General features: G+C 69.9%; 22 protein-coding genes. 6 read left to right on the plus strand and 16 right to left on the minus strand.

The window, feature by feature from the left end:
• Window positions 1-13: 13 nt before the first annotated feature.
• Genes CLM62_RS27270 through CLM62_RS27280 form a run of 3 tightly spaced genes read right to left on the minus strand, consistent with a single transcriptional unit; the run spans window position 14 to window position 3062 of the window.
• A complete protein-coding gene (locus CLM62_RS27270) occupies window positions 14-1297 on the minus strand; it encodes an ABC transporter substrate-binding protein (RefSeq protein WP_095752568.1) in 1284 nt (427 codons plus the stop codon).
• Window positions 1297-2130 (minus strand): carbohydrate ABC transporter permease, encoded by an 834-nt coding sequence (locus CLM62_RS27275; protein ID WP_095752569.1) that lies wholly within the window; start codon window positions 2128-2130, stop codon window positions 1297-1299. The genes CLM62_RS27270 and CLM62_RS27275 overlap by 1 nt, the downstream gene beginning before the upstream one ends.
• Window positions 2127-3062, minus strand: a complete 936-nt coding sequence (locus tag CLM62_RS27280) for a carbohydrate ABC transporter permease (protein WP_095752570.1) — start codon at window positions 3060-3062, stop codon at window positions 2127-2129. Before CLM62_RS27280 ends, CLM62_RS27275 begins: the two co-directional genes overlap by 4 nt.
• Before the next feature lie 211 nt (window positions 3063-3273).
• On the opposite strand from CLM62_RS27280, the gene CLM62_RS27285 reads away from it, so the two are divergent.
• Window positions 3274-4137, plus strand: a complete 864-nt coding sequence (locus tag CLM62_RS27285; protein WP_095752571.1) for a phosphotransferase enzyme family protein — start codon at window positions 3274-3276, stop codon at window positions 4135-4137.
• Window positions 4138-4223: 86 nt separating this feature from the next.
• Here the strand turns inward: CLM62_RS27285 and CLM62_RS27290 are convergent, their stop codons facing one another.
• A complete protein-coding gene (locus CLM62_RS27290) occupies window positions 4224-5165 on the minus strand; it encodes a LysR family transcriptional regulator (protein ID WP_095752572.1) in 942 nt (313 codons plus the stop codon).
• Between the two features lie 94 nt (window positions 5166-5259).
• Here CLM62_RS27290 and CLM62_RS27295 point away from each other — a divergent pair, with 94 nt between their 5' ends.
• Both CLM62_RS27295 and CLM62_RS27300 read left to right on the plus strand, forming a co-directional pair.
• Window positions 5260-6183, plus strand: a complete 924-nt coding sequence (locus tag CLM62_RS27295) for a DMT family transporter (RefSeq protein WP_095752573.1) — start codon at window positions 5260-5262, stop codon at window positions 6181-6183.
• Window positions 6184-6356: 173 nt separating this feature from the next.
• A complete protein-coding gene (locus tag CLM62_RS27300) occupies window positions 6357-6581 on the plus strand; it encodes a hypothetical protein (protein ID WP_095752574.1) in 225 nt (74 codons plus the stop codon).
• Window positions 6582-6641: 60 nt separating this feature from the next.
• On the opposite strand, the gene CLM62_RS27305 is transcribed toward CLM62_RS27300, so the two are convergent.
• The 3 genes from CLM62_RS27305 to CLM62_RS50805 form a co-directional block, all read right to left on the minus strand.
• A complete protein-coding gene (locus CLM62_RS27305; RefSeq protein ID WP_179382246.1) occupies window positions 6642-6965 on the minus strand; it encodes a CBS domain-containing protein in 324 nt (107 codons plus the stop codon).
• Window positions 6966-7097: 132 nt separating this feature from the next.
• Window positions 7098-8111: a GTP 3',8-cyclase MoaA gene (moaA, locus tag CLM62_RS27310; protein WP_095752587.1), complete on the minus strand. Its 1014-nt coding sequence runs from the start codon at window positions 8109-8111 to the stop codon at window positions 7098-7100.
• Window positions 8111-8386, minus strand: a complete 276-nt coding sequence (locus CLM62_RS50805; protein WP_218835625.1) for a molybdenum cofactor biosynthesis protein MoaE — start codon at window positions 8384-8386, stop codon at window positions 8111-8113. Before CLM62_RS50805 ends, moaA begins: the two co-directional genes overlap by 1 nt.
• Window positions 8387-8686: 300 nt before the next feature.
• Here CLM62_RS50805 and CLM62_RS27320 point away from each other — a divergent pair, with 300 nt between their 5' ends.
• The gene (locus CLM62_RS27320) at window positions 8687-9643 is read left to right on the plus strand and encodes a helix-turn-helix domain-containing protein (protein ID WP_095752577.1); all 957 of its coding nucleotides are present in this window, start codon (window positions 8687-8689) and stop codon (window positions 9641-9643) included.
• A gap of 9 nt (window positions 9644-9652) precedes the next feature.
• Here the strand turns inward: CLM62_RS27320 and CLM62_RS27325 are convergent, their stop codons facing one another.
• The 7 genes from CLM62_RS27325 to CLM62_RS27355 form a co-directional block, all read right to left on the minus strand.
• Window positions 9653-10660 (minus strand): NAD(P)/FAD-dependent oxidoreductase, encoded by a 1008-nt coding sequence (locus CLM62_RS27325; protein ID WP_257004113.1) that lies wholly within the window; start codon window positions 10658-10660, stop codon window positions 9653-9655.
• Window positions 10650-10976: a ferredoxin gene (gene fdxA, locus CLM62_RS27330; protein WP_095752578.1), complete on the minus strand. Its 327-nt coding sequence runs from the start codon at window positions 10974-10976 to the stop codon at window positions 10650-10652. Before fdxA ends, CLM62_RS27325 begins: the two co-directional genes overlap by 11 nt.
• Before the next feature lie 3 nt (window positions 10977-10979).
• Window positions 10980-13124: a molybdopterin-dependent oxidoreductase gene (locus CLM62_RS27335; RefSeq protein WP_095752579.1), complete on the minus strand. Its 2145-nt coding sequence runs from the start codon at window positions 13122-13124 to the stop codon at window positions 10980-10982.
• Window positions 13125-13461: 337 nt separating this feature from the next.
• Entirely contained in the window at window positions 13462-14181 is a 720-nt protein-coding gene (locus CLM62_RS27340; RefSeq protein ID WP_095752580.1) for a 3'-5' exonuclease, read from the minus strand.
• A 158-nt stretch (window positions 14182-14339) separates the two neighbouring features.
• Window positions 14340-15581: an SAV2148 family HEPN domain-containing protein gene (locus CLM62_RS27345; protein ID WP_095752581.1), complete on the minus strand. Its 1242-nt coding sequence runs from the start codon at window positions 15579-15581 to the stop codon at window positions 14340-14342.
• Window positions 15582-15683: 102 nt separating this feature from the next.
• On the minus strand, window positions 15684-16997 hold the full coding sequence (locus CLM62_RS27350) for a copper amine oxidase (protein ID WP_095752582.1): 1314 nt from the start codon (window positions 16995-16997) through the stop codon (window positions 15684-15686).
• 66 nt (window positions 16998-17063) lie between these two features.
• Window positions 17064-17894 (minus strand): Tat pathway signal sequence domain protein, encoded by an 831-nt coding sequence (locus CLM62_RS27355; RefSeq protein WP_095752583.1) that lies wholly within the window; start codon window positions 17892-17894, stop codon window positions 17064-17066.
• 195 nt (window positions 17895-18089) lie between these two features.
• Here CLM62_RS27355 and glgX point away from each other — a divergent pair, with 195 nt between their 5' ends.
• Together glgX and treY are read left to right on the plus strand one after the other, a co-directional pair.
• Window positions 18090-20207 carry a glycogen debranching protein GlgX gene (gene glgX, locus CLM62_RS27360; RefSeq protein WP_095752584.1) on the plus strand — a complete coding sequence of 706 codons (2118 nt, stop codon included), beginning with the start codon at window positions 18090-18092 and terminating at the stop codon, window positions 20205-20207.
• A gap of 90 nt (window positions 20208-20297) precedes the next feature.
• Window positions 20298-22691, plus strand: a complete 2394-nt coding sequence (gene treY / locus CLM62_RS27365; RefSeq protein WP_095752585.1) for a malto-oligosyltrehalose synthase — start codon at window positions 20298-20300, stop codon at window positions 22689-22691.
• A gap of 60 nt (window positions 22692-22751) precedes the next feature.
• On the opposite strand, the gene CLM62_RS27370 is transcribed toward treY, so the two are convergent.
• Together CLM62_RS27370 and CLM62_RS27375 are read right to left on the minus strand one after the other, a co-directional pair.
• Entirely contained in the window at window positions 22752-23432 is a 681-nt protein-coding gene (locus CLM62_RS27370) for a hypothetical protein (protein WP_095752586.1), read from the minus strand.
• Window positions 23433-23442: 10 nt separating this feature from the next.
• Window positions 23443-25843 (minus strand): Hint domain-containing protein (locus CLM62_RS27375; protein WP_257004114.1); only part of this gene is annotated, 2401 nt, incomplete at its 5' end.

Here is a 25843-nt window from a genome sequence, read left to right on the forward strand (position 1 = left end):
GTGTCCCTGGGACTCAGCGCTGGTACCGGTCCAGAACCAAGTTGCCGTCCTCTTCGAGGCGTTCGCGCAACTCATCGAGCCCGATCGCCCCGCTGTAGTACTCCTGGAACGCGGGTGTGGCGACCTTGTCCTTCCACTCCGGGTAGCCCCGGACGGACTGTGCGGGCGCCGGGCGCAGATGCGCGGCGAGGGCGGTGCCGGTGGCCCAGCCGTCCTTCGTGGTGTGCAGGGCGGGGTCCTTGAGCGCCTGGGTGCCGGTGGGCAGCATCCAGTCGCCCAGGGCCAGGCGGACCATGTTCTGCGGCCGGAGCAGGAAGTCGATGAACTCGACGGCTTCCTTCTTGTGCGGGCTGTCCTCGGCGACGGAGAGGGTCTGCGGGCTGACGCCCTGGGTGAGCCCGTCGGCGCCGGCCGGGGCGGGCAGCACCTGCCAGTCGAAGCCCTTCGGCGCCTGCTGCACGATCTGCTGGCGGTACGAGAACCCGAGCGGGACCATCGCGTACTTGCCGCCGAAGAAGCCGGGCAGGGTGTCGGAGCCGCCGCTGCCGAGGGTGGTGGGTGAGGCGCTGCGGTCGGTGTTGGCCTGGTCGTGGATGGTGCGGGGCACTGTTTCGTCGGCTTTTTCGAACCGGACGGTGACCTTGCCGTCCGCACCCCGGTGGAAGAGCTGTCCGCCCGCCGACAGCGACAGGTTGAGCGTCGCGGAGACGGGTTCCTTGAGCGGCCAGGCCACGCCGTACTTGCCGTCGCCGCTGAGCTGCTCGGTGATCCGGCGGAACTCCGGCCAGCTCCACGGGCGTTCGGGCGTGGGGATCCGTACGCCGGACTCCTTCAGCCATGTGGCATTGGCGATGAGCACCCGCGGCTCCTGGAGGAACGGCACGCCGTAGATCCCGTCGTCGAAGATCGCCGTGTCCCAACGGCGCTGCGGGATGTCCGACTTGAGCCGGGCGGGCAGCAGGTCGGTCAGGTCGGCGAGATAGCCGCCGTAGGCGAAGTCCGCGAGGTCGTCCGCGGCGTCGTGGATGATGTCCGGTGCCTCACCGCCCTCGAAGGAGGTGAGGAGCTGGTCGTGAACGCTGTCCCAACTGCCCTGGACATACTCGACCTTGATGTCCGGGTGGGTCGCGTTCCACTCCCGCACCAGTTCCTTGTTGGCCTCGACGGACTCCTGCTGCCAGGCGAGGGACTGGAAGCGGAGGGTGATCCGGCCGCCGTTCGCTAAGTCGCTGCCACCGCCCGTGCAGCCGGCGAGCAGCAGGACCAGGGCGAGGACGCCTGCGATTCTGATGCGCATCAGCTCTTCACCGCCCCGGCGAGCATGCCGCTCGTGATCCGTCGTTGGATGATCGCGAAGACGACCAGTGAGGGAAGGGTGGCGAGGAAGGACGCGGCGGCCAGCGGGCCGAGGTCGGCGACGCCCTCCGCGCCGATGAAACGGGTGAGGACGACCGGCAGGGTCTGCTTCTCCGGCGTCTTCAGCAGCACCAGCGCGAAGAAGAACTCGTTCCACGCCGTGATGAACGCGAACAGCCCCGTCGCCACGATCCCCGGCGCCAGCAGCGGCGCGGTCACCGACACCAGCGTCCGCACCCGCCCGGCCCCGTCGACCGCCGCCGCCTCCTCCAACTCGACGGGCACGGCACGGACGTACCCCACGAGCATCCACAGCGCGAACGGCAGCGCCCACACGACGTACACCAGGACCAGCCCCGCCAGGGAGTTGATCATCCGCAGGTTCTTCAGCACCAGGAACAGCGGGATGATCACCAGCACGAGCGGGAACGCCTGGCTGACCACCACCCATCCGGTCGCGGCCTTCGCGAGCCGCGTGCGGTGCCGGGCCATGACGTACGCCAGCGGAGTCGCGATCAGTACGGCGATCAGCGCGGCGCCGAGCGCGGCGAGCAGGGAATTGCCCGCGGCGCGCAGCAGCGGCTGCTCGTCGAAGGCCTGCCGGAAGTTGTCGAGGGTCGGGTCCTCGGGGATCCAGGTGGGATGCAGACTGCCCAGCTCACGCGCCGGCTTGAAGGCGGTCGAGACCAGCCAGAGGAAGGGGAAGGCGAGGAAGACGAGATACGCGAGCAGGGCGACGTACTGACCGATACGGCCGCCGGTGCTGGTCCTCATGAGTCGTCACCTCCCTTGAGCCGGCCCACCAGGAAGACGGCGAGGAGCACGGAGATCAGCGCGACCATCACGCAGCCCATCGCCGCCGCGTAGCCGAACTGGCCGTAGCGGAAGGCCTCTTCGTAGGCGAAGAGCATGGGCAGGCGGGTGCGGCCGCCGGGGCCGCCGCTGGTGAGGACGTAGACCAGGGCGAAGGAATTGAAGTTCCAGATCAGGTTGAGCGCGATGACGGCGAGGGCGACCGGCCTGAGGGCAGGCCAGGTGACGGTGCGGAAGCGGCGCCAGGCGCCGGCTCCGTCGACCGCCGCCGCCTCGTGGAGTTCGCGCGGGGTGTTCTGCAGTCCGGCGAGCAGGGCGACCGTCGTGGTGGGCATGCCCGCCCAGATGCCGACGACAATGACGGCGGGCAGCGCGGTCGCGAGGCCGCTGAGCCAGTCGCGGCCGTCGCCGAGGCCGAGGTCGCGCAGGGTCTCGTTGAGGACGCCGGCGTCCGGGTTGTAGACGAGCCGCCACATCACGCCGACGACGACCTCGGGCATGGCCCAGGGGATGATCGCCAGGGCGCGGGCCAGCCAGCGCAGGCGCAGGTCCTGGTTGAGGAGCAGGGCGAGGCCGAGCGCGAGCAGGAACTGCGGGACGGTCACCCCGACCGCCCATACCAGGCCGATCCGGAACGACTCCCAGAACAGCGTGTCATGCACCAGATCCCGGAAGTTGAGACCGCCGATCCACTCCGTGGGCTCGGTCCGGCCCGACTGGGCGTCGGTGAAGGCCAGCAGGATCCCGTACAGCAACGGTCCGACGCTCAACACGAGGATCGGGATCAGCGCGGGCAGCACCAGGAACCAGGCCCCGTGGTCGGGAGGCCGCCGGCCCCCGTCGGCGCGTGGTGCGCCCTGCGCCGACCGCTTCGTCGCGGTCACCAATGTCACGTAATCGGCTCCTGTCGGATCCTCTTGCGCGGCTCGTGATGAGGGCCGGACAGGCCCTGGGCCCGGCGGGCCTCCGTCATGGTCGTGAAGGGGGTGTGCCTCGTCAAGGCACCTCGCACACGGTCCTACCTGTGCGAATGCGAGACTGGCGGGCGAGTGGCGGGAACCCGACGCCGTTCGCGGAGGCATACGAGGGCTGGGAGGGTGAGGGATGGACGAGGCACGGGCGCGGGACGTATTGGGTGCGGCGGGGGTGCTCCCCGGCCCGGCTGGGGACGCGCGGCTGCTCGCCCTGGGCGAGAACGCGGTGTTCGCCGCCGGTGACCTGGTCGTCAAGGTGGGCCGCGACGCCGAGCTCCTCGACCGGGCGCGCCGCGAACTGGACATCGCGGTGTGGCTCGCGGAGGCGGGCGTGCCCGCGGTACGGGCTGCTGAGCCGAAGGCGTCGCTGGTCGAGGGTCACCCGGTGACGGTGTGGCACCGGCTGCCCGATTCCGTACGGCCCGCCGAGCCACGGGATTTGGCCGAACTGCTACGCCTCGTCCACGCCCTTCCGAGCCCTCCCTTCGAGCTGCCGCCCCGTGACCTGCTGGGCGGTGTGGAACGCTGGCTGCGTCTCGCGGGCGACGCGATCGACCCGGCCGACGCGGCGTACCTGCGGGAGCGGCGCGACGGCTTCGTGGCGACCGCGGCAGCGTTGACGCCGCATCTGCCGCCGGGTCCGATTCACGGCGACGCGCTCCCCCGCAACGTGCACGTCGGCCCGGACGGTCCGGTCCTGGTCGACCTGGAGACCTTCGCCGCCGACCTGCGTGAGCACGACCTGGTGGTCATGGCCCTCTCGCGTGACCGCTATGGGATACCTGCCGCGGCTTACGACTCGTTCACCTCGGCGTACGGCTGGGATGTGCGGGAGTGGCCGGGCTGCGGGGTGCTGCGCGGGGCCCGGGAGACGGCGAGTTGCGCGTGGGTGGCTCAGCATGCGCCGAGCAACCCGAAGGCGTTGGTCGAGTTCGAGCGGCGGGTGGCGTCGTTGCGGGAGGGGGATGAGACGGTGCGGTGGTACTCGTTCTGAGCGCCTGGGGTTCGGGGGGCTCGTCGTCGTGGGCGACTGCGGGTCCGCTGTGGCTTGTCGCGCCCGCGCGGCGGAGCCGCATATCGTCACAGCCCCGCGCCCCTTGGGGACGTCACCTCACCGTCGGTGTCTCGGTCCTGGATGGTTCGTGCTGCGCTGCGCAGCTCGGTGAGGACCGTGCGGACCGCCTTGCGCGCCGTGCGTTCCGGGCGGTGCAGGGCGTCGATGTGGCGCCTCGCCTGTACCCCGTCGATCGGCCGGAGCACCAGCGCGGGGTGGGGACGGCTGGTCCAGCGTGGCATCAGCGCGAGGCCTCCCCCGGCGGCGACCGCCTCCGCGGCCACCGCGAACTCGTTGATGCGGTGGGCCAGACGGAGGCGGCGGCCCGCCGCGGCGGCGATGGCGTCGATGGTCGCCATGACCGGGAAGCCGTCGTGCACGGTGATCCACGGCTCGTCGGCCACGTCGTCCGGGGTCAGTCGGTGTTGGGCGGCGAGGGGGTGGTCTGCGGGCAGCGCCACGTCGAGTGGTTCGCGCAGCAGCGTGGTCGCGGACACCGCGCGTGGCCAGGGCGGGGCATGGTCGAGGCGGTGGGCGAGCACCAGGTCGTACTCCCGTGTGAGCCGGGGGAAGTCGTCCTGGGCGACGTCCTCGTCGGCGAGGGCGAGCACGGGGTGTCCGGGACCGGTGAGAGCCCGCAGCAGCAGGGGGAAGAACGCCGCGCCGGCGCTGTGGAACGCCGCCACCGACACCCCGCCGTCCGGTCGGTCCACGAAGTCCTGGACCGTGTGCCGGGCACGGGCCAGCGCCGTCTCCACCTCGACCGCCGCGCCCGCCAGCGCCTGCCCGGCGTCCGTGAGCACCAGCCGCCGCCCGTGGCGCTCGGTCAGCGGCACGGGGATCGAGCGCTGCAACAGCCTCAGTTGCTGCGAGATCGCCGACGGTGTCACCAGCAGCGCCTCGGCGACCGCGGTGACGCTGCCCAGTTCGCCCAGCTCCCGCAGAATCCGCAACTGCCGTTCGTCCACCTCCTCAGTGTAGAAGCACTTTGTAGGGTTGCTAAAAGATCGTTTAAGAAAGTGGTTCTGGGCTTCAGTGGCCTGGTCGGTGCACCGTAGGCGGGTGTCCGACGCCCGCCGTACCGATGCGGTACTCCTCCTGGTCGCGCTCGTCTGGGGTTCCAGCTATCTGTCCGCCCAGACCGCCACCGCGGCCCTCCCCGTCCTGCTGGTCCTGCTCGCGCGATACGCCCTGTCCGCGCTCGCCTGTCTCGGCCTCGTCGCCACCCGCGCCGGCTCCCGGGGCGGCCCCCGCCGATGGACCCGCGACGAACTCCGGGCCGGTGTACCCCTGGGGGTCACGCAGGCCGCTGTCCTGGTCGTGGAGACGTACGGCGTCGCCCACACCAGCGCCGCCAACGCGGGGCTGATCATCAGCCTGACCATCGTCCTCACCCCCTTCCTCGACCGCACCGGTCACCCGGGCGGACTGCCTCCCGCCTTCTATGCCGCCGCCGGCGTGTGTGTCCTCGCCGTCGGACTCCTCATGTCCGGCGACGGATTCCACGCGCCCCGCCTCGGCGACCTGCTGATGCTCGGCGCGGCCCTCGTCCGCGCGGTGCACGTGGCCCTCGTCGGCCGGCTCACCGTGGGGCGGGCGATACGCCCGCTGCATCTGACGACGGTGCAGACCCTCGTCGGCACGGCCCTGTTCCTGGCACCGGCCGCGCGCGAGCTGCCGGCCCTTGCCAGCACCGACGCCGCGACCTGGACGCAGCTGGTCTATCTCGCCCTGTTCTGCAGTGTGTTCGCCTTCCTCGCCCAGACCTGGGCGGTGCAGCGCACCTCGGCCAGCCGGGCCAGCCTGCTGCTGGGCACGGAGCCGATCTGGGCCGCCGCGGTCGGCATCGCCCTGGGCGGCGAGCACTTCACACCGCTCACCGGCCTCGGCGCGGCCCTGATGGTCACCGGTACGTACTGGGGTCAGGCGGTGGAACGCGCCCACCGCCGTACCCAGGCGGAGAGCTTGCTGACTGCCACCGGTTGAGTGCGGGCGCCACTCCGCCGCCGGAGGCGCGGCACTTCTGCCGCGCTCCGCTCGGTGCTCTTACGCGCCTGTTGCTCCACGTACTGCCCGTGGCCCTGTCGGTTGCCTCGGAGCACACTGGCACAACCGCCCATCAGTGAGGTGAGTTGTCGATGCTCCGGATACCACGTGGTTTGACCGCCGTCACAGTACTCGTCGCCCCAACCCTGGCCGTTGCCCTGGCCGGCGGCAGCCCGGCGTTCGCCGCCGATGTCGCGCCGCTCGAAGAATCGAGTTTCTGCCAGGAGGGCGCACTCGAGGTCGCCGACGGGGTCCAGGCTGAGGAGAAAAGTTGCGTCAGTCTCGAGATCGGCGAACTGCCCTCCGTCGACACCACGGTCTCCGCGCCCATTCGGTGATCAGCAGGCCGCGGCGGCACCGGCGTGGCAGATGGGCCATCTGTCGTCTGCGGGGGCTGCTCAGGGCAGGGGAGACGAAGGGTGCGCTCGCTCCCTTTCGGCAGCGCGGGCGCGGATACCTTCGTCCGAACAGTAGCCACTGCCGTCTCGCTTCAGGCACAGCAACCCCAGCAGGCGACCGACATCATCGACCACCGCCAAGCGACGTCGCCCCTTGCGCACCATCGCTGTTGTGGCAGCGTCGAGCGGGTACGCCGCCCGCACCGTCCTGCCGACGAGAGTCCCGAACTCTGTGACCTTCAGGGCACTCGGGGCCACTGCGGGGATGTCCGGTCTCTCGATCGTCGTCATGAGCCGTCCGTCCGGGGCGACGACCAGGGCCATGTGGACATGGTCGTCCCTGAAAAGGGCTCGGAGGTCTTCCATGCTGGACTGCGGTCCCAGGATCTTGGGGCAGGCGACCATCACATCTGCGACGCCGATCCCCGCAGCGACTTCATACGTCATGGGTCCAGATCACCCGCCGATGTAGGACATTTCCACGCGGTCGCCAGGCGATCGTCTGGGGCGCCCTCGCAACTCGGAGTAGCGGTCCTCCCGCGCACCCCAGAGTGCGCGGACGGCCGAGCCCAGTTCCTCGTCGGAGGCGCCCGCTCGCAGCAGTGCCCGCAGGTCGGTACCGCTGGATGAGAACAGGCATGTGTGCACCTTCCCGTCCGCGGACAACCGCGCTCGCGTGCAGTCCCCGCAGAACGGCCGCGTCACCGAGCCGATGACACCGATCTCACCGGCGCCGTCCCGGAAGCGGTAACGGGTGGCCACCTCCCCGGCGTCGGTCGCGCCGAGTGGTTCGAGCGGGTGACGGTCGTCGATCATGCGCACGATCTCGGCGACGGGCAGCACCTCACCGAGCTGCCACTCGTTGGTGGCCCCCACGTCCATGAACTCGATGAAGCGGAGGATGTGGCCGCTGCCCCGGAACCGCTCGACCATCGGCAGCACGCACCCGTCGTTGACCCCACGCTTCACCACCATGTTCACCTTGACGGGAGTGAGGCCCGCGCGGGCGGCGGCGTCGATCCCGTCGAGCACCCGGCGCACCGGAACCGGAGTGTCGGCGACCGCCCGGAACACGGCGTCGTCGAGCGAGTCCAGGCTCACCGTCACCCGGCGCAGCCCGGCCGCCGCGAGGCGTCCCGCCATCGCCGGCAGGAGCAGCCCGTTGGTCGTCATCGCGAGATCGAGCCCGGGTGTCGCGGCGAGCAGCGTCACGAGGTCCGCGACGCCGCGACGCAGGAGGGGTTCGCCCCCGGTGAGCCGGATCTTGCGCACGCCGAGGGAGGCGAACACCCCTGCCAGGCGCGCGATCTCCTCGAAGGTCAGCAGGTCGGCGGATTCGAGGTAGCGGTGCCCCGGGCCGAAATGCTCGCGCGGCATGCAGTACCGGCATCGGAGATTGCACCGGTCGGTGATGGAGATCCGCAGGTCGCGAAGCGGACGGTACCGGCGGTCGGCGACGGGCGCGCTCATCACGCCGCCGGTTCCGGGTTCCGGGCGAGGCACCCGGTCGCCACCCACCCGCTCGCGCCATCACCGCTGTGTTCGCGCTTCCCTACCGGAACGGACTCCTTGAGGACGTCGATACAGAAACGGGCCGCGGTGAAGGCCTCTTCGCGGTGGGGTGCGGCCACCACGACCATGACGAGCCGCGGCTCGAGGTGCCTCGTGACGACTGCTCCGCAGTGCGGCACGGTTGCCCACTCGATCGCCTCGGCGACCGGGGCGGGTCCTCGAGTCAGGCCCACTCGGACATCCTCGCCCGATTCCTCCGGACAGCGGAGCTGATCATTCACGGCGGCTTTCACGATGCGTTCCTCGCGTTCTGGACCGGCACTGACGTTCATCTTCACCGGCCTGGGCCGACCGCACAGGCCTTCGCGCGACAGGCATTTGACCGGCGGCGACGGAAACATGCCGCTGAATCAGCGTTTTCCGGTTATTTACATGGCGAAAACGATCCGCCTCTGGACATGGCCAAAACTCTGGCGGACGAGTACTCGTGCAAAGCCGAGCCGAGTGGACACGGGATACGAGCGAGGTAGGCCATGACGGCGGTGAGGGCGAACGAGACGAACACCAGTCGGCGAGAGGTCTGGCGGGAGCTCCTTCGGGACCATTTCGTCAGCCTGGATGTGGACGTCGAGCGGGACGGCACGTTCGACGGTGCCGTGCGCAGCGACTTCCTCGGCCACCTCCGGGTGTCGGGAGTTCGCTCGGTCGACCAGGACGTTCTCCGTACAAAGGAACTGCTGCGGCGCGACGGCGACCGCTACCTCCAGGTCTGCCTGGTCCGCCGCGGTGCGGCGCGCGCCGCGCAGGACGGGCACGAGGCGACGCTCCGCCCCGGCGACTTCGTCGTCTACGAGACAGAGCGGCCCTTTCACTGGTGGCTTCGCTCGGATCCCGGCTCCCCGTACTGGGACCTCGCCGTCTTCACCTGGCCCCGCGACACGATCCGACTCAGCGACAGCGAGTCGGCCATGCTGACCTGCCGAACGCTGGACGGCAGCAGCGGCATCACCGGGGTGCTGAGCAGGATGCTGACCGACCTGCTCGTCGAGAAGCCGGCCATCAGCGAAGGGGGCGCCCTCCGGATCGCCGACGAGATCGGCGACCTGGTGGCGACCATCGCGACAGAGGTACACGGCTTCGGCGCCGGCACCGACCGCCACGCGAGCCTGCTGCGGCAGATCCACACCTACATCGCAGAGCATCTCGGTGATCCGGACCTGTCCCCGGAACGCGTCGCGCAGGCGCACTTCGTGTCGACGCGCCAGCTCCAGCGAATGTTCGCCGGCCGAGGACAGACGGTGTCCCAGGTGATCCGGCGGCAAAGGCTGGAGCGGTGCCGACGCGACTTGCTGACCCGCCGGGGAGGCGAAGCCACCCTCACCGAGATCTGTGTCCGCTGGGGGTTCACCGATCTCGCCGTGTTCAGTCGGGCGTTCCGCGAGGTATACGGCACCTCGCCGACCGCCTATCGCGCTCGGGCACGGGCCTAGGGGGTGTCGTCACTGGCCGTCGCTGGAGTGCCCCGGCACGGTGCCCAGCGTGGGATCGACCACGGGGGTGAGGTGGTTCACCGCGAGTGCGGCCTCGCCCAGACCGACCGAGATCAGCGCGACCTTGCCGTCGTAGTCGGCGATGTCGCCCGCGGCGTACACCCGCGGACGGCTCGTGCGCATGGTCCGGTCGACGGCGATGTGCCGGCCCCGCATCTGAAGCCCCCACGTCGCGAGCGGGCCGAGGTTCGCGACGAAGCCGAGCGCGGCCACCACCGCGTCCGCCCGCAGGCTTTCGGTCGCGCCGGTCTCAAGGTTGCTCAGCTCCACCTGTTCGACGCGGTTCTCGCCACTGATCCGGAGTACCTCGTGCGGGGTGTACAGCCGCACCGAGGACGAGCGCAGCAGCCGGACGCTGTGCTCGTGTGCCCGGAACCGTGGCCGGCGGTGGACAAGCGCGACCGAGCGGGCGAGCGGTTCGAGCGCCAGCGCCCAGTCCACGGCGGAGTCCCCGCCGCCGACGACCACCACGTCGGCGCCGGTGAGTTCGGCCGGCTTCGGCACGAAGTAGCGCAGGCCACGGTTCTCGTACGCGGACCCCGCGGGCAGCGGGCGTGGGGTGAAACTGCCGATCCCGCCGGTGACCAGTACGGCTTTCGCCGTCACCACCATGCCCTGGTGGGTGGTGACGGCGACGCCGCCCGCCGTGTCCTTCAGGGTCTGCGCGATGTGGCCGAGCAAGTACCGGGGCTTCGCCTGTGACGCCTGCTCGACCAGAGCGTCGACCAGGTCCTGTGCCTTCACCGCGGGGAACCCGGCGACGTCGTAGACCTTCTTCTCGGGATACAGCGCCGCCATCTGGCCACCGGGCTGTCCGAGCGCGTCGATCACCGTGACCGACATGCCCCGGAATCCGGCGTAGTAGGCCGCGTAGAGACCGACCGGCCCGGCGCCGACGATCAGCAGGTCGCTGTCGTACACGTCGTCGTCGGAACCGCTCCCGTGCTCAGCCCTCACCGGTGCCACGTCTCTCCCGCAGCAGGGGGTGGTCGACGCCGATCGGTCCGCGCGACGACGCACCACCGGCCGCGTCCTCGTGCTCTTCGAAGAACTCGACGGCGGCCGTGGTGAATGGGAGAAGTTCCACGGGGATCTTGTGCTCCCAGTGGATCGCGTCGCTCGGGCAGACGGTCATGCACTTGCCGCAGTCGACGCATTCGTCGGGGTGGATGTACATCATCCGGTCCCCTTGGTAGATGCAGTCCACCGGGCATTCCTCGACGCAGGACTGGTCGAGGATGTCGGCGCAGGCGTCGGTGATGACGTACGCCATGGGTCAGGCCTTCTCTATCTGGACGAGTGTGTCGGAGAACGTGGGCGCGTTGCCCAGGTCGGCGAAGGCCGTGGGATTCAGGGATGCCATCGTGGACAGCGACTTCGTGTGCATGCGCCAGCCGCCGTAGGCCGACACGGCGACGCCCGCCAGGACGGACTTGTCCACCTTCGCCTTCACCACGAACGAGCCGCGGTCGTTGAAGACCCGCACGTCGTCGCCGGTGGCGATGGAGCGTCCGGCGGCGTCGTCGGGGTGGATGAGGATGGTGGGCTCGCCCTGCACGCGCCGGTGGAGCGGCAGGTTGGCGCTGCTGGAGTTCAGGTAGGCGTGCGACTTCGGGGTGATCAGGCTGAGCGGATGCCGCGCGGCGAGCCCGGGATTCGTGCGCGCCGACTCGCGAGGCGGGACGTAGTGCGGCAGCGGATCGACCGGCGTGCCCGGTTGGTGGTCGCTCGAGCCCTGCCGGAACAGCGGGACCACGAAGTTCCCGACGGTCTCCGCGATGGAGGACTTGAACTCCACCTTGCCCGAGGGGGTGGGGAAGTTGCCCTCCGCGTACGGGGCGTACTGGTCCGCGGGCGGCACGTTCAGCCGCTGCCAGCCCTTCTCCTTCAGTGACTCGACCGTGATGCCCTGCATGGCGGGCGCCGACCAGTCGAACGCCTCGGCGATCATCTCGTCGTCCGTGCGCCGGAACACCGCATCGGTGAAGCCCATCCTGGCCGCGAGCCGCCGGAAGAGCTCCGTGTTCGGGACCGCTTCACCGAGCGGCTCGATCGAGCGGTGGTTGTAGGTGATGTAGAGGTGCCCCCAGGAGAACATGATGTCGTCCTGCTCCAGCTGGGTGGTGGCCGGCAGCACGATGTCGGCGAACTGGGCGGTGTCGGTCATGAACTGCTCACTGACCACGGTGAACAGGTCGTCCCGCCGCAGGCCCTCGATCAGCCTTTCCTGGTCCGGGCACACGACCACAGGGTTGGAGTTGTAGACCATCAGCGCCTTGATGGGCGGGTCCAGGTCGAGACCGCCGGTCAGCGCCTGGCCCAGCAGGTACTGGTTCACGATCCGCTTGCCGGGCTGAAGCATCTCCGGATGCATCATCGCGCCCCAGTTGACCGGGAACGCCCACAGCGGCAACTGCAGAATCCCGCCACCGGGCTTGCGCCACGCGCCGACCAGCCCAGGCAGGCAGGCGAGCGCCCGTACCGTCTGGCCACCGCCGGCATGCCGCTCCACCGCCACCCCGATGCGGATCACCGACGGCTGCGCGGTGGCGTACGCGCGGGCCAGCTTGCGGATGTCCTCGGCCGGAACGCCGGTCTCCTCGGCGGCCCACTCCGGTGTGTACTGCCGTACGCGCTCGGCCAACTCCTCGTATCCGACGGTGTAGTTGGCGACGTAGTCGTCATCGGTGAGTCCCTCTTCGATGATCACGTTCATCATCGCCAGCGCGAGAGCTCCATCGGTGCCCGGCCGGATCGGGATGTGCCAGTCGGCCGCCTTCGCGGTGCGGGTCTTCACCGGGTCCACCACGACCACAGTGGCGCCCCGCTTGCGGGCTTCAGCGACGAACGGCCACAGGTGCAGGTTGGTGCTCATCACGTTGCAGGCCCAGATCAGGATGAACTTCGAGTGGACCAGACTCTCCGGATCCACCCCGGCGCAGTCGCCGATCGTCATCGTGTAGGCCGTGCAGGAACCGGAGTCGCAGTAGGTGCGTTCGGCGATGGTGGCGCCGAGCCTGGCGAAGAACGGATCGCCGACGTTGAGCCCGTTGAGGATTCCCTGAGTGCCCAGGTAGCTGCACGGCATGACGGCCTCGGGTCCGAACTCCGCTGAGATCGCCCGGAACCGGCCCGCGATCTCGTCCAGCGCCTGCTCCCAGGTGATCCGCTCGAACCGACCGCTGCCTTTCGGACCCGTGCGCCGCATGGGGTACAGCACACGGTCCGGGCTGTACACCCGGTCCAGGTAGTTGTCGACCTTCACACACAAGCCCCCGCGGGTGTACGGATGCTCGCGGTCACCGGTCAGGCTCACAGCCTTGCCGTCGGTGACAGTGATCCTCATCGCGCAGGTATCGGGGCAGTCGTGCGGACACGCACCCCGCACCTGGGTCGTACCGGTCGCCGCTGTTGCGCTCATCTGGCTTCCCCTCGGATCGTGCCTGCCTCGATCCTCGGGGACCCGGCTGCCGACGATTAGGCGCCAGGCGACAGCCTCTTGACCAAGGGCGACAGGCTGATCGTGCTGCGGGTGAAGGTGGACCGCCGCAGCACACGGCACGTCCTCGCGGTCGTCCCCGGGGACCGGCGCGTGGACCTCGATGCCGTCCGGGCGCTGTTCGCGGCGCGTTATGCAGGGTTCAGACGCCGAGACGGCCGAGCGCCTGGCCCGCGCGGTGCCCGGCACCGTCCCCGCGTGGAACCGATCGCCGGCCCGGTATCTGCGTGAAGTCCCCGCTCCGGTGTGACGGCCCCGCTCACACCGGCTCGTCGGCGAGTTCCCGCAGGGGCCACGTGCCGTCCACCACCGCCGCCGCGTCGCCCTTGCGGCGCAGGAAGCTCTGGAAGTCCGCCGCCCACTCGGCGTACCACTCGATCTGGCGGCGGTGCAGTTCCGCCGGGCCGAGGGCCGCGATCTTGGGATGGCGGCCGGCTATCGCGCAGGCCAGCCGGGCCGCGGCGAGGGCGTCGGCCGAGGCGTCGTGGGCGGAGTCGAGCGGGACGCCGTACTCCGTGCAGACCGCTTCGAGGTTGCGCTTGCCGCGGCGGTAGCGGTCGGCCCAGCGGTCGATCGTGTATGGGTCGATGACCGGCGCGGGGTCGATGCCGAGTCGCTCCATCAGGGACGGCAGGCCGTACCTGCGCAGTTCGGCGGAGAGGAGCGTGAGGTCGAAGGCCGCGTTGTAGGCGACGACCGGGACGCCCGTCCTCCAGTAGGCCACCAGGACGTCCGCGACGGTGTCCGCCACCTGGTCGGCCGGACTGCCCTCGGCGGCCGCGCGCTCGTTGCTGATCCCGTGCACCGCGACCGCTTCCGCCGGGATCTCCACGCCCGGATCCGCCAGCCACTCCCGGCGCCCTATGGGCTGCCCGCCCCGGACCTCGATCACGGCCGCCGTGACGATGCGCGCCTCGCGCGGATCGGTCCCGGTCGTCTCCAGGTCGAAGCCGATCAGCAGCTCCCGGTGCCAGCCCATGGGCCGCCCCCCTTCTTGGTGGTGCTTTCCCCCAGTGGTCTCCACGATCCCATGAGCCACTGACAATCAGAGGACCGCATTCCGCTTAGCCGGAGGGACAGTTCAGGACACGGGGAGCGAATCCACCCAAGATTCCGGAGATTCCAGGGCCGGCGGCTTCAGGAAACCGGGCGCGAATCCGCCCAAGCCAGCTCGAACTCCTCGCGATAGGTCGGAAACAGTCCACTCTCGTCCACTTCGCCCGGCTTCACCAGCTTGCCCCCGCCACGCAGGACCAGCACCGGCGCCTCCATGCCGCGCGACCGGCGCAGATAGGACTGCACCACGGCGATGCCGTCCGAGCCGTCGCCGTCGACGAGGTAGGCGGTGAAGCGGGGCGTCTCGTCGTAGACCTGGATCTCGAAGGCGCCGGGATCGCGCAGCTTCGAGCGCACCCGGCGCATGTGCAGGATGTTCATCTCGACGGCGCGGCTCAGCTCGCCCCGCTTGATGCCGAGTTCGCGCTCGCGCCGCTTGACCGCGCTGGAGGCCGGGTTCAGGAACAGCAGCCGCACCCGGCAGCCGGACTCGGCCAGACGCACCAGGCGGCGGCCGGAGAAGTTCTGCACGAGCAGGTTGAGGCCGATACCGACGGCGTCGAGACGGCGGGCGCTGCCGAAGATGTCCTCGGCCGGGAACTGGCGCAGCAGCCGCACCCGGTCGGAATGCACCGCGACCACGTCCGCGTACCGGTCGCCGACGAGGTCCTCGACCGCGTCGACGGGCAGCCGGCGGGCGGACGGTACGTCGCTGCCCGTGCCGAGTATCTCCAGCAGCCGGGCCGAGGCCCGCTCGGCCTGGCCGAGGACGGCCTCGGACAGGGCACGGTTGCGGGAGACGACGTTGCGGGTGACCTCGAGCTCGTCCAGGGCGAGTTCGACGTCCCGGCGCTCGTCGAAGTAGGGCTCGAAGCACGGCCAGTGCTGCACCATCAGCTCGCGCAGCTGCGGCAGGGTGAGAAAGCTGAGAACGTTGTCGTCGGCCGGGTCGAGCAGGTAGCCCTTGCGGCGGCTGACCTCGCGGACGGCGACCGCGCGCTGGACCCACTCCTGCCCGGCCGGTCCGGCGGCGGCGACCACCCAGTCGTCGTGGCCGTGGACGGGTTCGTAGATGGGGCGCAGAACGGCGGCCACGACCGCGCGCAGCCGCTGTTCGACGAGGTTCAGCCAGATGTAGGCACGGCCGGCCCGCTGGGCGCGCGTACGCACCTCGCGCCAGGCGTCGGCGTCCCAGTCCAGCTCCGGCCCGATGGAACCCGTGTCCATCGGCCGGGCCAGCGACACCGTGCCGGGCGGGGCGTCTGTGGAGTTCCCCTCGTGACCCTCGTCACCAGGGGGCAGCTCCAGCCCTCCCGAGCCCACCCGCGCACCGCCTTCCGCTCCCCCGAGCACCCGCCTTGTCAACGATCAAGGAAGGGTACTCCGGGAGCGGTCGGCGGTGCAGCCGGATGGACAGGTAGTTTCTCAACTACCGTCCCGCGGGCGGCCGTTCTCACCGGCGAGCGCGGGCGGAGTGAGCGGATTCATAGCGGTGACGTCACGCGGGGCGATGGAGAAGCCCTGCCAGTGGACCGGCATGGGCTGCTGGTCCTCGTCGCGGGCTATGTGGTGGAAGCCGACGTTCACCCAGGCCACGGGGTGGGTGAGGGTCTGCCCGTTCACCCACTTGTCGACGGACTTGGGGTGGGTCCGGTCGCAGCGCGGGTTGTTGCTGGCGAACAGCTCGCACTTGTTGTACTGGGTGAAGTAGACGTCGTGCTTGGTGAAACCGCGGCCCGGGTAGCGGGTGGTGGGGCCGGGGACGATCTCATACGACCGTGCGTGCCAGTCCTTGTTCTTGCCGGTCGCGCTGACCATGCGCCACCAGCGGTAGGCCTTGGCGTCGCCGGCGCCTTCCTTGGTGACCTTGGTGCGGGTGGTCTTGGTGGTCGGGGTCAGCCGGCCGCGGGGGGTGACGACCGAGTCGTACTGCTCGACATGGTTCTTGGTGGAGCCGTCGAGGGCGAAGTCGAGCCGCCAGAAGGCGTTGTGGCTGTGGCTGGTGGCCTTGGCCCTGGGGCCCTTGCCGATGGGCCAGCCGCGCCCGTCGCCCGCGTCGTAGTCGAACGGCGAGAGGCTGCCCGTCGCGCCGACGTTCATGTTGATCGTGCCGTCGTCCTGGAAGCGCCACTCGGTCATGTACTCGTACCAGCCGACCTGGTTGACCGTGTAGACGAGGAGGTCCTTGCCCTGGGCCTGGTAGACCTTGTTCCCTTCGTCGCTCTGCATGCGGTAGGCGTGGCCGCGGGAGCGCGTGGTGGTGCACAGCCCCTTGATGTTCGGGTTCTCGTCCGGGTAGTAGTCCGGGATCTTGACGTTCTTGATGGTGCCGCCGGGGCACTCGGCAGGCGCCAGGGGCATCAGGTCCTTGGCGAAGTCCTGGCCCGTCAGATCGTCGTACTCCTCCTTGCCGTCGTCGTACGGGACGTGGATCTGGCCGAGCCGGGCGCTGTTGAGGACCTTGATCGGCTTGGCCTCGCCCTTGGGCTGGTAGGAGACGTCGTCCAGGATGAGGCCGGCCATGCCGTCGTAGCGCCAGCACATCCGCCAGGTCGTGCCGGTGGAGAGCTTCTGCTCGATGCGGTAGGCGGCACTGCAGTCGGCGGCCGCCGCGGCGGCCGTCTTCGGCTGGGCGGCGGCCGGTCCCGTGCCGGTCGTCAGACCGGCGGCCAGCGCGGCCACGGCGAGGCCGAGGGCGGCGGGCCGCTTACGGGCACGGCTGATTCTGTTCACACGCATGAGGAAGTGACTCCCTTGCAGGAGGTGCGGGTTCGAAAGGTGGACGAAGGTCGGACGGAGGTCGGGTCAGCGGTCGAGCTCGGCGACCTTGCGGGTGCTCAGGTCGATCACCAGGGACCTGGTGTCGATCCACGGCCCGTTCTTGACCTTCGGGAACAACCGCACGCAGCGGTGCTCGCCGCACTTGTCCAGTGCGGCGGGCTGGGCACCCGGCGTGGACCGGTAGACGCCGCCGCTCAGCCTCAGCTGGTCCGGGGAGGTGAGCTCCTTGCCGGTGGCGTCCTTGTAGTCCGCCTTGAGGCCCGCGCCCAGCGGGTCGGCGATCAGGAGGCTCGCCGCCTCGATGCTCTCGGCCCGGCTCGGCGGCGGCTGGACGCCCTGCTGCTCGGTGGTCCGGACGACCTTGCCGGCGTCGAGGTCGACGGTCTTGGTGACGAGGGTGTCGTCCCGGTAGTCGTAGAACGTCACGTCGGCACGCCGGGGCCCGTCCGAGGAGTCGGCCCGGTCGGCCTCCGGCTCGGCGAGGTCGATGGTGAGGCGCTGCGGTCCACGCTCGCCCTCGACGTTCTCGCTGGCATTGAACAGCTGCCGGTTCACAGCGATCTGTTCGACCCGCTCGATCTCGTCGTCGGTCAGCGGATCGCTGCCCTTGCCCTTCTCACCCTCGGCCGGGGCCTGCTCGACGACACCGGGCGCGACGGCCGCACCCTGGCCCGGGCCCTGACCCTCTTCCTGCCCTGCCTGTCGCGTGGACTGGCTGCCCGCCCGTCCGGCACCCGCATCATCGGCCCCCGCCGTCCCCGGCAGGGTGATGGCCACCATCACGGCGGTCGAGGCCACCGCGATGGCCGCACCGGCCACCACCTTTCCCAGATGGCGGTGCACTATCTCGCGCACATCTTCCCCCTACTCCCCGAACATTCACGGGAGTACGTGTTTGCCCCACTGGTTCGGCATACCGGCCGCATCGACCTGGGTATGCACTGGTCGCCCGGTAAGAGGGACGTAAGTCATAGGTGGTTCCATCACTTTCGGGGACACTCGACGCCAAGGCGCCCCCAGCGGCGCGGGACACCTGGAAGAGTCGTATCCATGCAGGTCTGGCCTGGAGAGGCATATCCACTCGGTGCCACGTACGACGGCGCCGGCACCAACTTCGCGGTCTTCACGGAGGCCGCGGACCGAGTAGAGCTGTGTCTGCTGCACGACGACGGCTCGGAGACGGCGGTGGAACTGCGGGAGAGCGACGCGTTCGTGCGGCACGCGTACCTGCCGGGCGTGATGCCGGGACAACGGTACGGATTCCGTGTGCACGGCCCGTACGCCCCCGAGCGCGGCCTGCGCTGCAACTCGGCGAAGCTGCTGCTCGATCCGTACGCGCGTGCGATCAGCGGTTCGATCCGCTGGGGCGAGGAGGTCTACGGCTATCACTTCGACGCGCCCGACAAGCGCAACGACCTGGACTCGGCGCCGCACACGATGGCGTCGGTCGTGGTCAACCCGTACTTCGACTGGGGCGACGACCGGCGCCCGCGCACCGAGTACCACCACACGGTGATCTACGAGGCCCATGTCAAGGGCCTCACGATGCGGCACCCGGGGCTGCCGGAGGAGCTGCGCGGCACCTACGCCGCGCTCGCACACCCCGCGATCATCGAACACCTGACCGAGCTGGGCGTCACGGCGCTGGAGCTGATGCCCGTACACCAGTTCGTGAACGACCACCGGCTGGTCGACATGGGACTGAACAACTACTGGGGCTACAACACCATCGGCTTCTTCGCCCCGCACAACGCGTACGCGTCCTGGGGCGACCGCGGCCAGCAGGTCCTGGAGTTCAAGTCGGCGGTGCGGGCGCTGCACGAGGCCGGCATCGAGGTGATCCTGGACGTGGTCTACAACCACACCGCCGAGGGCAACCACCTGGGTCCGACGCTGTCCTTCAAGGGCCTCGACAACCCGCAGTACTACCGCCTGGCGGACGATCCCCGCTACTACACGGACACCACGGGCACCGGGAACTCGCTGCTCATGCGGTCCCCGCACGTCCTCCAGCTGATCATGGACTCGCTGCGGTACTGGGTCACCGAGATGCACGTCGACGGGTTCCGTTTCGACCTCGCGGCCACTCTGGCGCGACAGTTCCACGAGGTGGACCGGCTGTCGTCCTTCTTCGACCTGGTGCAGCAGGATCCCGTGGTCTCCCAGGTGAAGCTGATCGCCGAGCCCTGGGACGTCGGCGAGGGCGGCTACCAGGTGGGCAATTTCCCGCCGATGTGGACGGAGTGGAACGGCGAGTACCGCGACACCGTACGGGACCTGTGGCGCGGCGAGCCGCGCAAGCTGGCGGAGTTCGCGTCCCGGCTGACCGGCTCCTCGGACCTCTACCAGGACGACGGCCGCCGCCCACTGGCCTCCATCAACTTCGTGACCTGCCACGACGGGTTCACGCTGCACGACCTCGTCTCGTACAACGAGAAACACAACCACGCCAACGGCGAGGACAACCGGGACGGCGAGAGCCACAACCGGTCCTGGAACTGCGGCGCGGAGGGCGAGAGCGACGACCCGGCCGTACTGGAGCTGCGCGCCCGGCAGATGCGCAACTTCATCGCCACGCTGATGCTGTCCCAGGGCGTGCCGATGATCAGCCACGGCGACGAGGTCGCGCGCACACAGCGCGGCAACAACAACGCGTACTGCCAGGACAGCGAGCTGGCCTGGGTGGAATGGCCGGACGGCGAGGGCATCAGCCAGGAGCTGTTGGACTTCACGCGCGCGATGGTGTGGCTCCGCAAGGACCATCCGGTCTTCCGTCGGCGCCGCTTCTTCCACGGCCGGCCCGTGGAGGGCACCCACGACGAACTGTCGGACATCGCCTGGTTCACCCCCGAGGGCAAGGAGATGACCCAGCGGGACTGGGACCAGGCGCAGGCCTCGGCGCTGACGGTGTTCCTCAACGGCAACGCGATCTCCGAGCCCGGTGCGCGCGGGGAGCGGATCACCGACGACTCGTTCCTGCTGATGTTCAACGCCTCGCCCAAGGCGCTGGACTTCGTGGTGCCGGTCAACCACGGCCGGCAGTGGCAGGTGGTGGTCGACACCGCCCGCACGGACGGAGTGCCGCCGGGTACGGGCGCGAAGGTGCAGGCCGGGGACCGGCTGACGCTGGTGGACCGGAGCATGACGGTGTTGCAGCGGCCCGATTAGGGGTGCGGGGCTGCGGCAGCCGCCCCCCTTGGCGAACACGACTGGCGGCAGGGTGACAGGAAGGGCGGTGGGGCGGGTACGTAGGTTGGCATGACACCTGAGCGACCTGACCCGGCGGTGCCGACGGCCACGTACCGGCTGCAGTTGCAGCCCGAGTTCCCGTTCGGGGCCGCGGCGGCGGTGGTGCCGTACCTGGCCTCGCTCGGCGTCTCGCACCTGCATCTGTCCCCCGTCCTGGAGGCCGTCCCCGGCTCCCCGCACGGCTACGACGTCGTGGACCACGCGCGCGTGCGCGAGGAACTGGGCGGCGAGGAAGGACTGCGGGCGCTGGCGCGCACCGCGCGCGAGCACGGGCTCGGTCTGGTCGTGGACATCGTGCCGAACCACATGGCCATGGCCCCGCGCCACAACCGCGCCCTGTGGGAGGTGCTGCGGGAGGGCCCCAAGTCGCCGTACGCGCGCTGGTTCGACATCGACTGGGAGGCGCAGGGCGGCCAGGTACTGCTGCCGGTGCTCGGGGGACCGCTGGGCGCGGAGATCGCCCGGTTGGAGGTCGACGGGAACCTCCTGCGCTACTACGACCATGTGTTCCCGCTGCGCGAGGCCACCGAGGACCTGCCGCTCCCGCAGCTGCTTGACGCGCAGTGGTACCGGCCGGTGTGGTGGCGGCTGGCCCGTACCGACCTCAACTACCGCCGCTTCTTCAGCATCTCGGAGCTCATCGGCGTCCGGGTGGAGGACCCGGAGGTCTTCGAGGCCACGCACGCCAAGATCCTCACGCTGCTCCACGAGGGCGTGATCGACGGCCTGCGCGTCGACCACCCCGACGGGCTCGCCGACCCCGACGCCTACCTGCTGCGGCTGCACGAGGCGACCAGCGGCCGCTGGACGGTCGTGGAGAAGATCCTCGCGGACGGGGAGCCGCTGCCGGCCTCCTGGCCCGTCGCGGGCACCACCGGCTACGACGCGCTGCGGCACATCGACGGCCTCTTCACGGACCCGGCGGGCTTCGGTGAACTCCTCGGCCAGTACCGGCGGTTCGCCGCCCCGCAGACGGACCGGGGCGGGGAGTGGGAGGCGACGGTACGGCGGGCGGCGTACAAGGTCATCACACACGAACTGGCCACCGAGATCGAGCGGCTGACCCGGGTGGCGAACCGCGTGTGCGCCACCTCGCCGGAGCCCGCGCTGCGCGACCGCGCGCCCTGGGCCCTGCGCACCGCCCTCCAGGAGCTCCTCGTCCGCCTGGAGGTCTACCGGCCGTACGCCTCCGGGGACGCGTCCCGGATCGTCACCGAGGAGGCCGCTGCCGAGGCCCGGCTCGCCTTCGTCGTCCCCGAGGAGGCGGGTGCGGTCGATGTCGTACGGGACCTGGTGCTCGGGCGGTACGGAGACGAGCCCGGGCACGTCGAGTTCCGGACGCGGTTCGCGCAGACGGCATCGGCCCTGCGCGCCAAGTCCGTGGAGGACACGGCGTACTACCGCTATGTGCCGCTGCTGTCGGCGACCGAGGTGGGCGGGAACCCAGGGAGCCCGGCCGTACCGCCCGAGGACTTCCACGCCTACTGCGCGCGCGTGCAGCGCGACTGGCCGGCGACCGGCACGGTGGTATCGACGCACGACACCAAGCGCAGTGCCGATGTACGGGCGGCGCTGGCTGTGCTCACCGAGTGCCCGCAGCGGTGGGCGGACGTACTGGCCGAGGTGACACGCACCGGGGAGGGCGTACCGGACGCGCAACTGGCGTGGGCGGCCTGGCAGACGGTGTTCGGGCTCGGCCCGGCCGCCGCGGAACGCGTCCAGGGCGCCCTGCTGAAGCATGTGCGCGAGGCGGGCCTGTACACGAGCTGGACCGAGCAGGAGCCGCCGTACGAGGAGGCGGTGGCTGCGTTCGTCGCGGCCGGGCCGTGCGGGGCGCCGGGCGAGCGCGTGACCGCCTTCCGGGACTCGCTGGCCCCGCACATCCGGGCGAACGTCCTCGGCACGGCCCTGCTGCACCTGACCATGCCGGGCGTGCCGGACGTCTACCAGGGCACGGAGGCCGAGTACCTGGCCCTGGTGGACCCGGACAACCGACGGCCCGTGAGCTTCCCGCCGTCGGAGCCTGGCGACAAGGGTGCGCTGACGCGAGCGGCGCTGCGGCTGCGGGCGCGGCGGCCGGAGGTCTTCGGTGACTCGGCGACGTACACGCCGGTTACCGCCGAGGGTCCGGCGGCGGCCCACTGTGTGGCGTTCGTGCGCTCGGGTGAGGTGCTCACGGCCGTGACCCGGCTGTCGCTGCGGTTGGCGGAGGCGGGGGGCTGGCGGGAGACGGTGCTGGCGTTGCCGCCGGGGCGGTGGGTGGATGTGCTGGATCCGGGGCGGGAGTTCGCGGGGCACGTGCGGGTGGGGGAGCTTTTTGAGGGGGTGCCGGTGGCTTTGCTGGAGCGGGTGGGCAAGCGGCGGACGTCCGCTGACGTTGGCGTCGGGCCGGTCCGCGGGTGAAGCACCGAAACCCCGCCAGGCGTTACCTGGCGGGGTTTCGGCTTCATCGATCTGTCGAGATCACTGTTGGTTCAAGGCGGTTCGAAGGTAGGCGATCAGATCACCGGTCGGCACCTCGGCCCAGTCATCCCCGGGAACCCCGGGGCGAATGACCTCGTATCGCTCGCCTTCAAGCTCATGCACCAGGACCTGACGGCTCGTTCCGTCCAGCTGATCCACCCGCAGGCGGACGGCGCCGTGCGTGATCGTCGGGAACATGTTCCGCAGCACCTCATCCGCATGGAGGCGACGCAGAAGGTTCCATTGCCTCCGGTGGAACTCGGCCGACAGAAGGTCGGCCCACTGCGAAGAAGTGGGCTCTCCCCTCTCGAGCGCCCCGGCGAATTCATCGAGCTCCAGGAACTCGAATCTCGCCGCCAACTCGTCGAGCGGCATACCTTCCCGCCATGCGGCGACCGCCTCCACGAGCAATCCGAGATCGTCAGTCGAGCCGATCTCCCAGGAGAACCCGGGAGTCTCCCAGGTGAACCCGGGAATGAGGACACGCACCCGGAACAGACGCTCTTCGGTCGCAGGATGGACCGACACGTAACCCCTTGCCGTCTCGATGCCGATGGCCTCGGTGGCCCACGGCGGCAGCCCGATGTCGCATCCGCGCAGCTTCGCTGCTTCTTTCATCGCCGATACAAGGCCGCCCGCAGCGGTCACGTCCGGGTACAGGTCTTTCCGATGGGCATCCATATGCGATTCCTCAGCAGTGGCAGTATCCGATGATCGAACCTTTCACGGGGGTAAGTTTCCCCAGCACCGAGAGATCCGGCATATCTGTCGGGGCATCCAGTTTCATGGCTCCATTCGGACCCGACGGGGAGTAGAACTTGATCGAATCCCATGGGCGTTGACCATTGGCGAGTGCCCTCGCGATCATGGACATCTCGTAGTCCGTGGCAGCAGCTCCGTCCTCACCGCCCTTCAGCCCACGCCGGGCAGCATCTATGAAGTCTCCATGTTGGTTCAGTCCCGTCATGTTGATGTGCAGCGTCACGCTCGGGTCGGCGATGGCCATCTCCGCGATCCGGGCGAAGTCGTTCGGGGACACGTTGGAGAAGGTGGCGAACTTGTTCTCGGGCAGCGCGGCCCACTCGTCGAGTTTCCCATTTCTCTGCCACCCCAACGCGACCTTGCAGTTGTGGACAAGGACCGGAGCGGCGCCCGCCAGCACGAAGAACGTGTGCAGGTCGTCGACCGTGAGGTCGTAGACCGTGCGCGGAGCCAGGCCGGAGCGGTCGTTGAGGGCGGTCACCGCGCGGACGGAGCCGTCCGGGGTGCGCAGGCGGTCGTCGACGCGCAGGTCGGAGACCAGCGTCCACCCGCGGTCCACCACGTAGAACTTGTGGCCGGCGGTGCTCTCCAGCCTTCCCCCGCCGGCAACGGCGATGTCCACCAGCCGCTGGGTGTCGTGCTTGAAGGTGTCGGTGACCTGCCGGGCCCGCAACTGGCCGGAAGCCGGATCCGTGGCCTTGACGAGGTCCCCCACGCCCACCTGGCTGATGGGCCGGTGTGAGCCGTCCGCCATCAGCACCTTGGTGGTGCCAGGGAAGCTGTTCACCTTGCAGGCGGTGTACAGGTCTTCGTGGGCGTTGATGATGGCGTTGAGCTTGGCGAGGGTCCCGGGGTCCAGGTCGAGGGCCTTGAGGGCATGGAACGCGTCACGGACCCCGACACCGGTCTTCATGGCGGCGTCCAGAGCCCGGATCCCGTCGAAGACCGTGCCCAACGCCTTGCCGGGGATGAAGTTGCTCAGGGCCCAGGCGCAGCCGCTGGCGCTGCCGTGCCAACAGTCGACGAAGTCCTGGACCAGGATCGCCTTGATGAGCTTGTAGGTGAGGGTCTGCTGGATGAGTTCCAGCTTGGAGAAGTACCGGGTGACGTCCTTCTTCAGACCCGGGATGCGCTTGCTCTCGATGAGCAGCGTGTCCGCCGAAGGGCAGCCGTCGGCGCTGGCCGTCGTGTCGGGGTTGGTGCAGAGGAAGAAGTCGACCACCGCGCTGAAGGTGACCGTGAACGTGGTGGTGCAGCCTTCGAAGCCGATGTCGATGACGCAGGGCTCGTGCTGCTTGGCGTCAGTGATCTCGATGCTGTCCTCGTCGACGACGTACCACGTGCCGCCGACTCCGGTGCCCGCACCGGTCGAGACCTGCTGGTTCGCGGCGTTGCGTGCCGCTTCCTCTGCTGCCTTCTGCGCCTCCTGCGCATACTTCAGCGCGTCCTTCGCAGCCTGTTCGGCTTCGGTGGCGGCGGCGTCGGCCCGGTCGGCGGCGGCGCGTGCGTCCTTGGCGGACTGCTCGGCCGCGGCCGCGGCGTCGCGGGCGGCCTGGGCGTCGAGGGCGGCCTGGTCGGCGGAGGCGCGGGCGTCCCTTGCGTAGCCCTCGGCGCGGCCGGCCGACTGGTCGGCTGCGGATGCGTCGGCCGTGGCCTGGCGGTCGTACTCGATGGTGCGGGCCAGTGACGCCGAGGCCTTTGAGGCGGCTGCGGCCGCGTCGGCCGCGTAGCCGAGGGCCTCCTTGGAGTAGGTGCGGGCGGTGGCCGCGTGGGTGGCGGCGTTGGCCGCGTGCTGGTAGGCGATCTTCGCGTCGCCCCGTGCCTGTTCGGCGAGGTTCTTGGCCGCGGCCGCTTCCGCCTGCGCGTTCTTGGCGTGGGCGTCGGCGACGGCCTTCTGCTGGTCGGCGATCGACTTCGCCGCCTGCCCGGTCAGCACGACCAGGCCGGCGGCCGAGTCCGTGTCGACGTAGGGAGAGCCGAGCTGGATCGCGTCGTTGGCCGGCTTGGCGACCTGGGATGCGGCGTTGCCCGCGTCGGCCGCGGCCTGCGCGGTGACATAGGCGAAGCCCGCGGCCTTCGCCGAGGCGGCCAGGGCCTTGGCGGCCTCCTTGTTCGCCTCGTCCGCCTGGGACTTGGCGGTCTTGGCCAGCTTCTCCGCCTCGTCCGCCAGCTTGACGGCCGTCTTGGCCTCCAAGGAGGCGTGCTGGGACGCCTCGATGGCGTCGGCCACGGCGCTGGTCGCGGTCTTCACCGCGGCGTCGGCCCTCAGCTTGGCGGCCTGGGCGGCGTCCGCGTGGGAGCGGGCCCGCTTGGCGGCCGCTTCGGCGCGG

The organism is Streptomyces sp. SA15, assembly GCF_002291145.1.
Lineage (GTDB): Bacteria > Actinomycetota > Actinomycetes > Streptomycetales > Streptomycetaceae > Streptomyces.

Coding starts and splice junctions, on each gene's coding strand:
- CLM62_RS27270 (WP_095752568.1), bottom strand. CDS start 1,297: ATGCGCATCAGAATCGCAGGCGTCCTCGCCCTGGTCCTGCTGCTCGCC.
- CLM62_RS27275 (WP_095752569.1), bottom strand. CDS start 2,130: ATGAGGACCAGCACCGGCGGCCGTATCGGTCAGTACGTCGCCCTGCTC.
- CLM62_RS27285 (WP_095752571.1), top strand. CDS start 3,274: ATGGACGAGGCACGGGCGCGGGACGTATTGGGTGCGGCGGGGGTGCTC.
- CLM62_RS27305 (WP_179382246.1), bottom strand. CDS start 6,965: ATGGCCCTGGTCGTCGCCCCGGACGGACGGCTCATGACGACGATCGAG.
- moaA (WP_095752587.1), bottom strand. CDS start 8,111: ATGAGCGCGCCCGTCGCCGACCGCCGGTACCGTCCGCTTCGCGACCTG.
- CLM62_RS27320 (WP_095752577.1), top strand. CDS start 8,687: ATGACGGCGGTGAGGGCGAACGAGACGAACACCAGTCGGCGAGAGGTC.
- fdxA (WP_095752578.1), bottom strand. CDS start 10,976: ATGGCGTACGTCATCACCGACGCCTGCGCCGACATCCTCGACCAGTCC.
- CLM62_RS27335 (WP_095752579.1), bottom strand. CDS start 13,124: ATGAGCGCAACAGCGGCGACCGGTACGACCCAGGTGCGGGGTGCGTGT.
- CLM62_RS27340 (WP_095752580.1), bottom strand. CDS start 14,181: ATGGGCTGGCACCGGGAGCTGCTGATCGGCTTCGACCTGGAGACGACC.
- CLM62_RS27350 (WP_095752582.1), bottom strand. CDS start 16,997: ATGCGTGTGAACAGAATCAGCCGTGCCCGTAAGCGGCCCGCCGCCCTC.
- glgX (WP_095752584.1), top strand. CDS start 18,090: ATGCAGGTCTGGCCTGGAGAGGCATATCCACTCGGTGCCACGTACGAC.
- treY (WP_095752585.1), top strand. CDS start 20,298: ATGACACCTGAGCGACCTGACCCGGCGGTGCCGACGGCCACGTACCGG.
- CLM62_RS27370 (WP_095752586.1), bottom strand. CDS start 23,432: ATGGATGCCCATCGGAAAGACCTGTACCCGGACGTGACCGCTGCGGGC.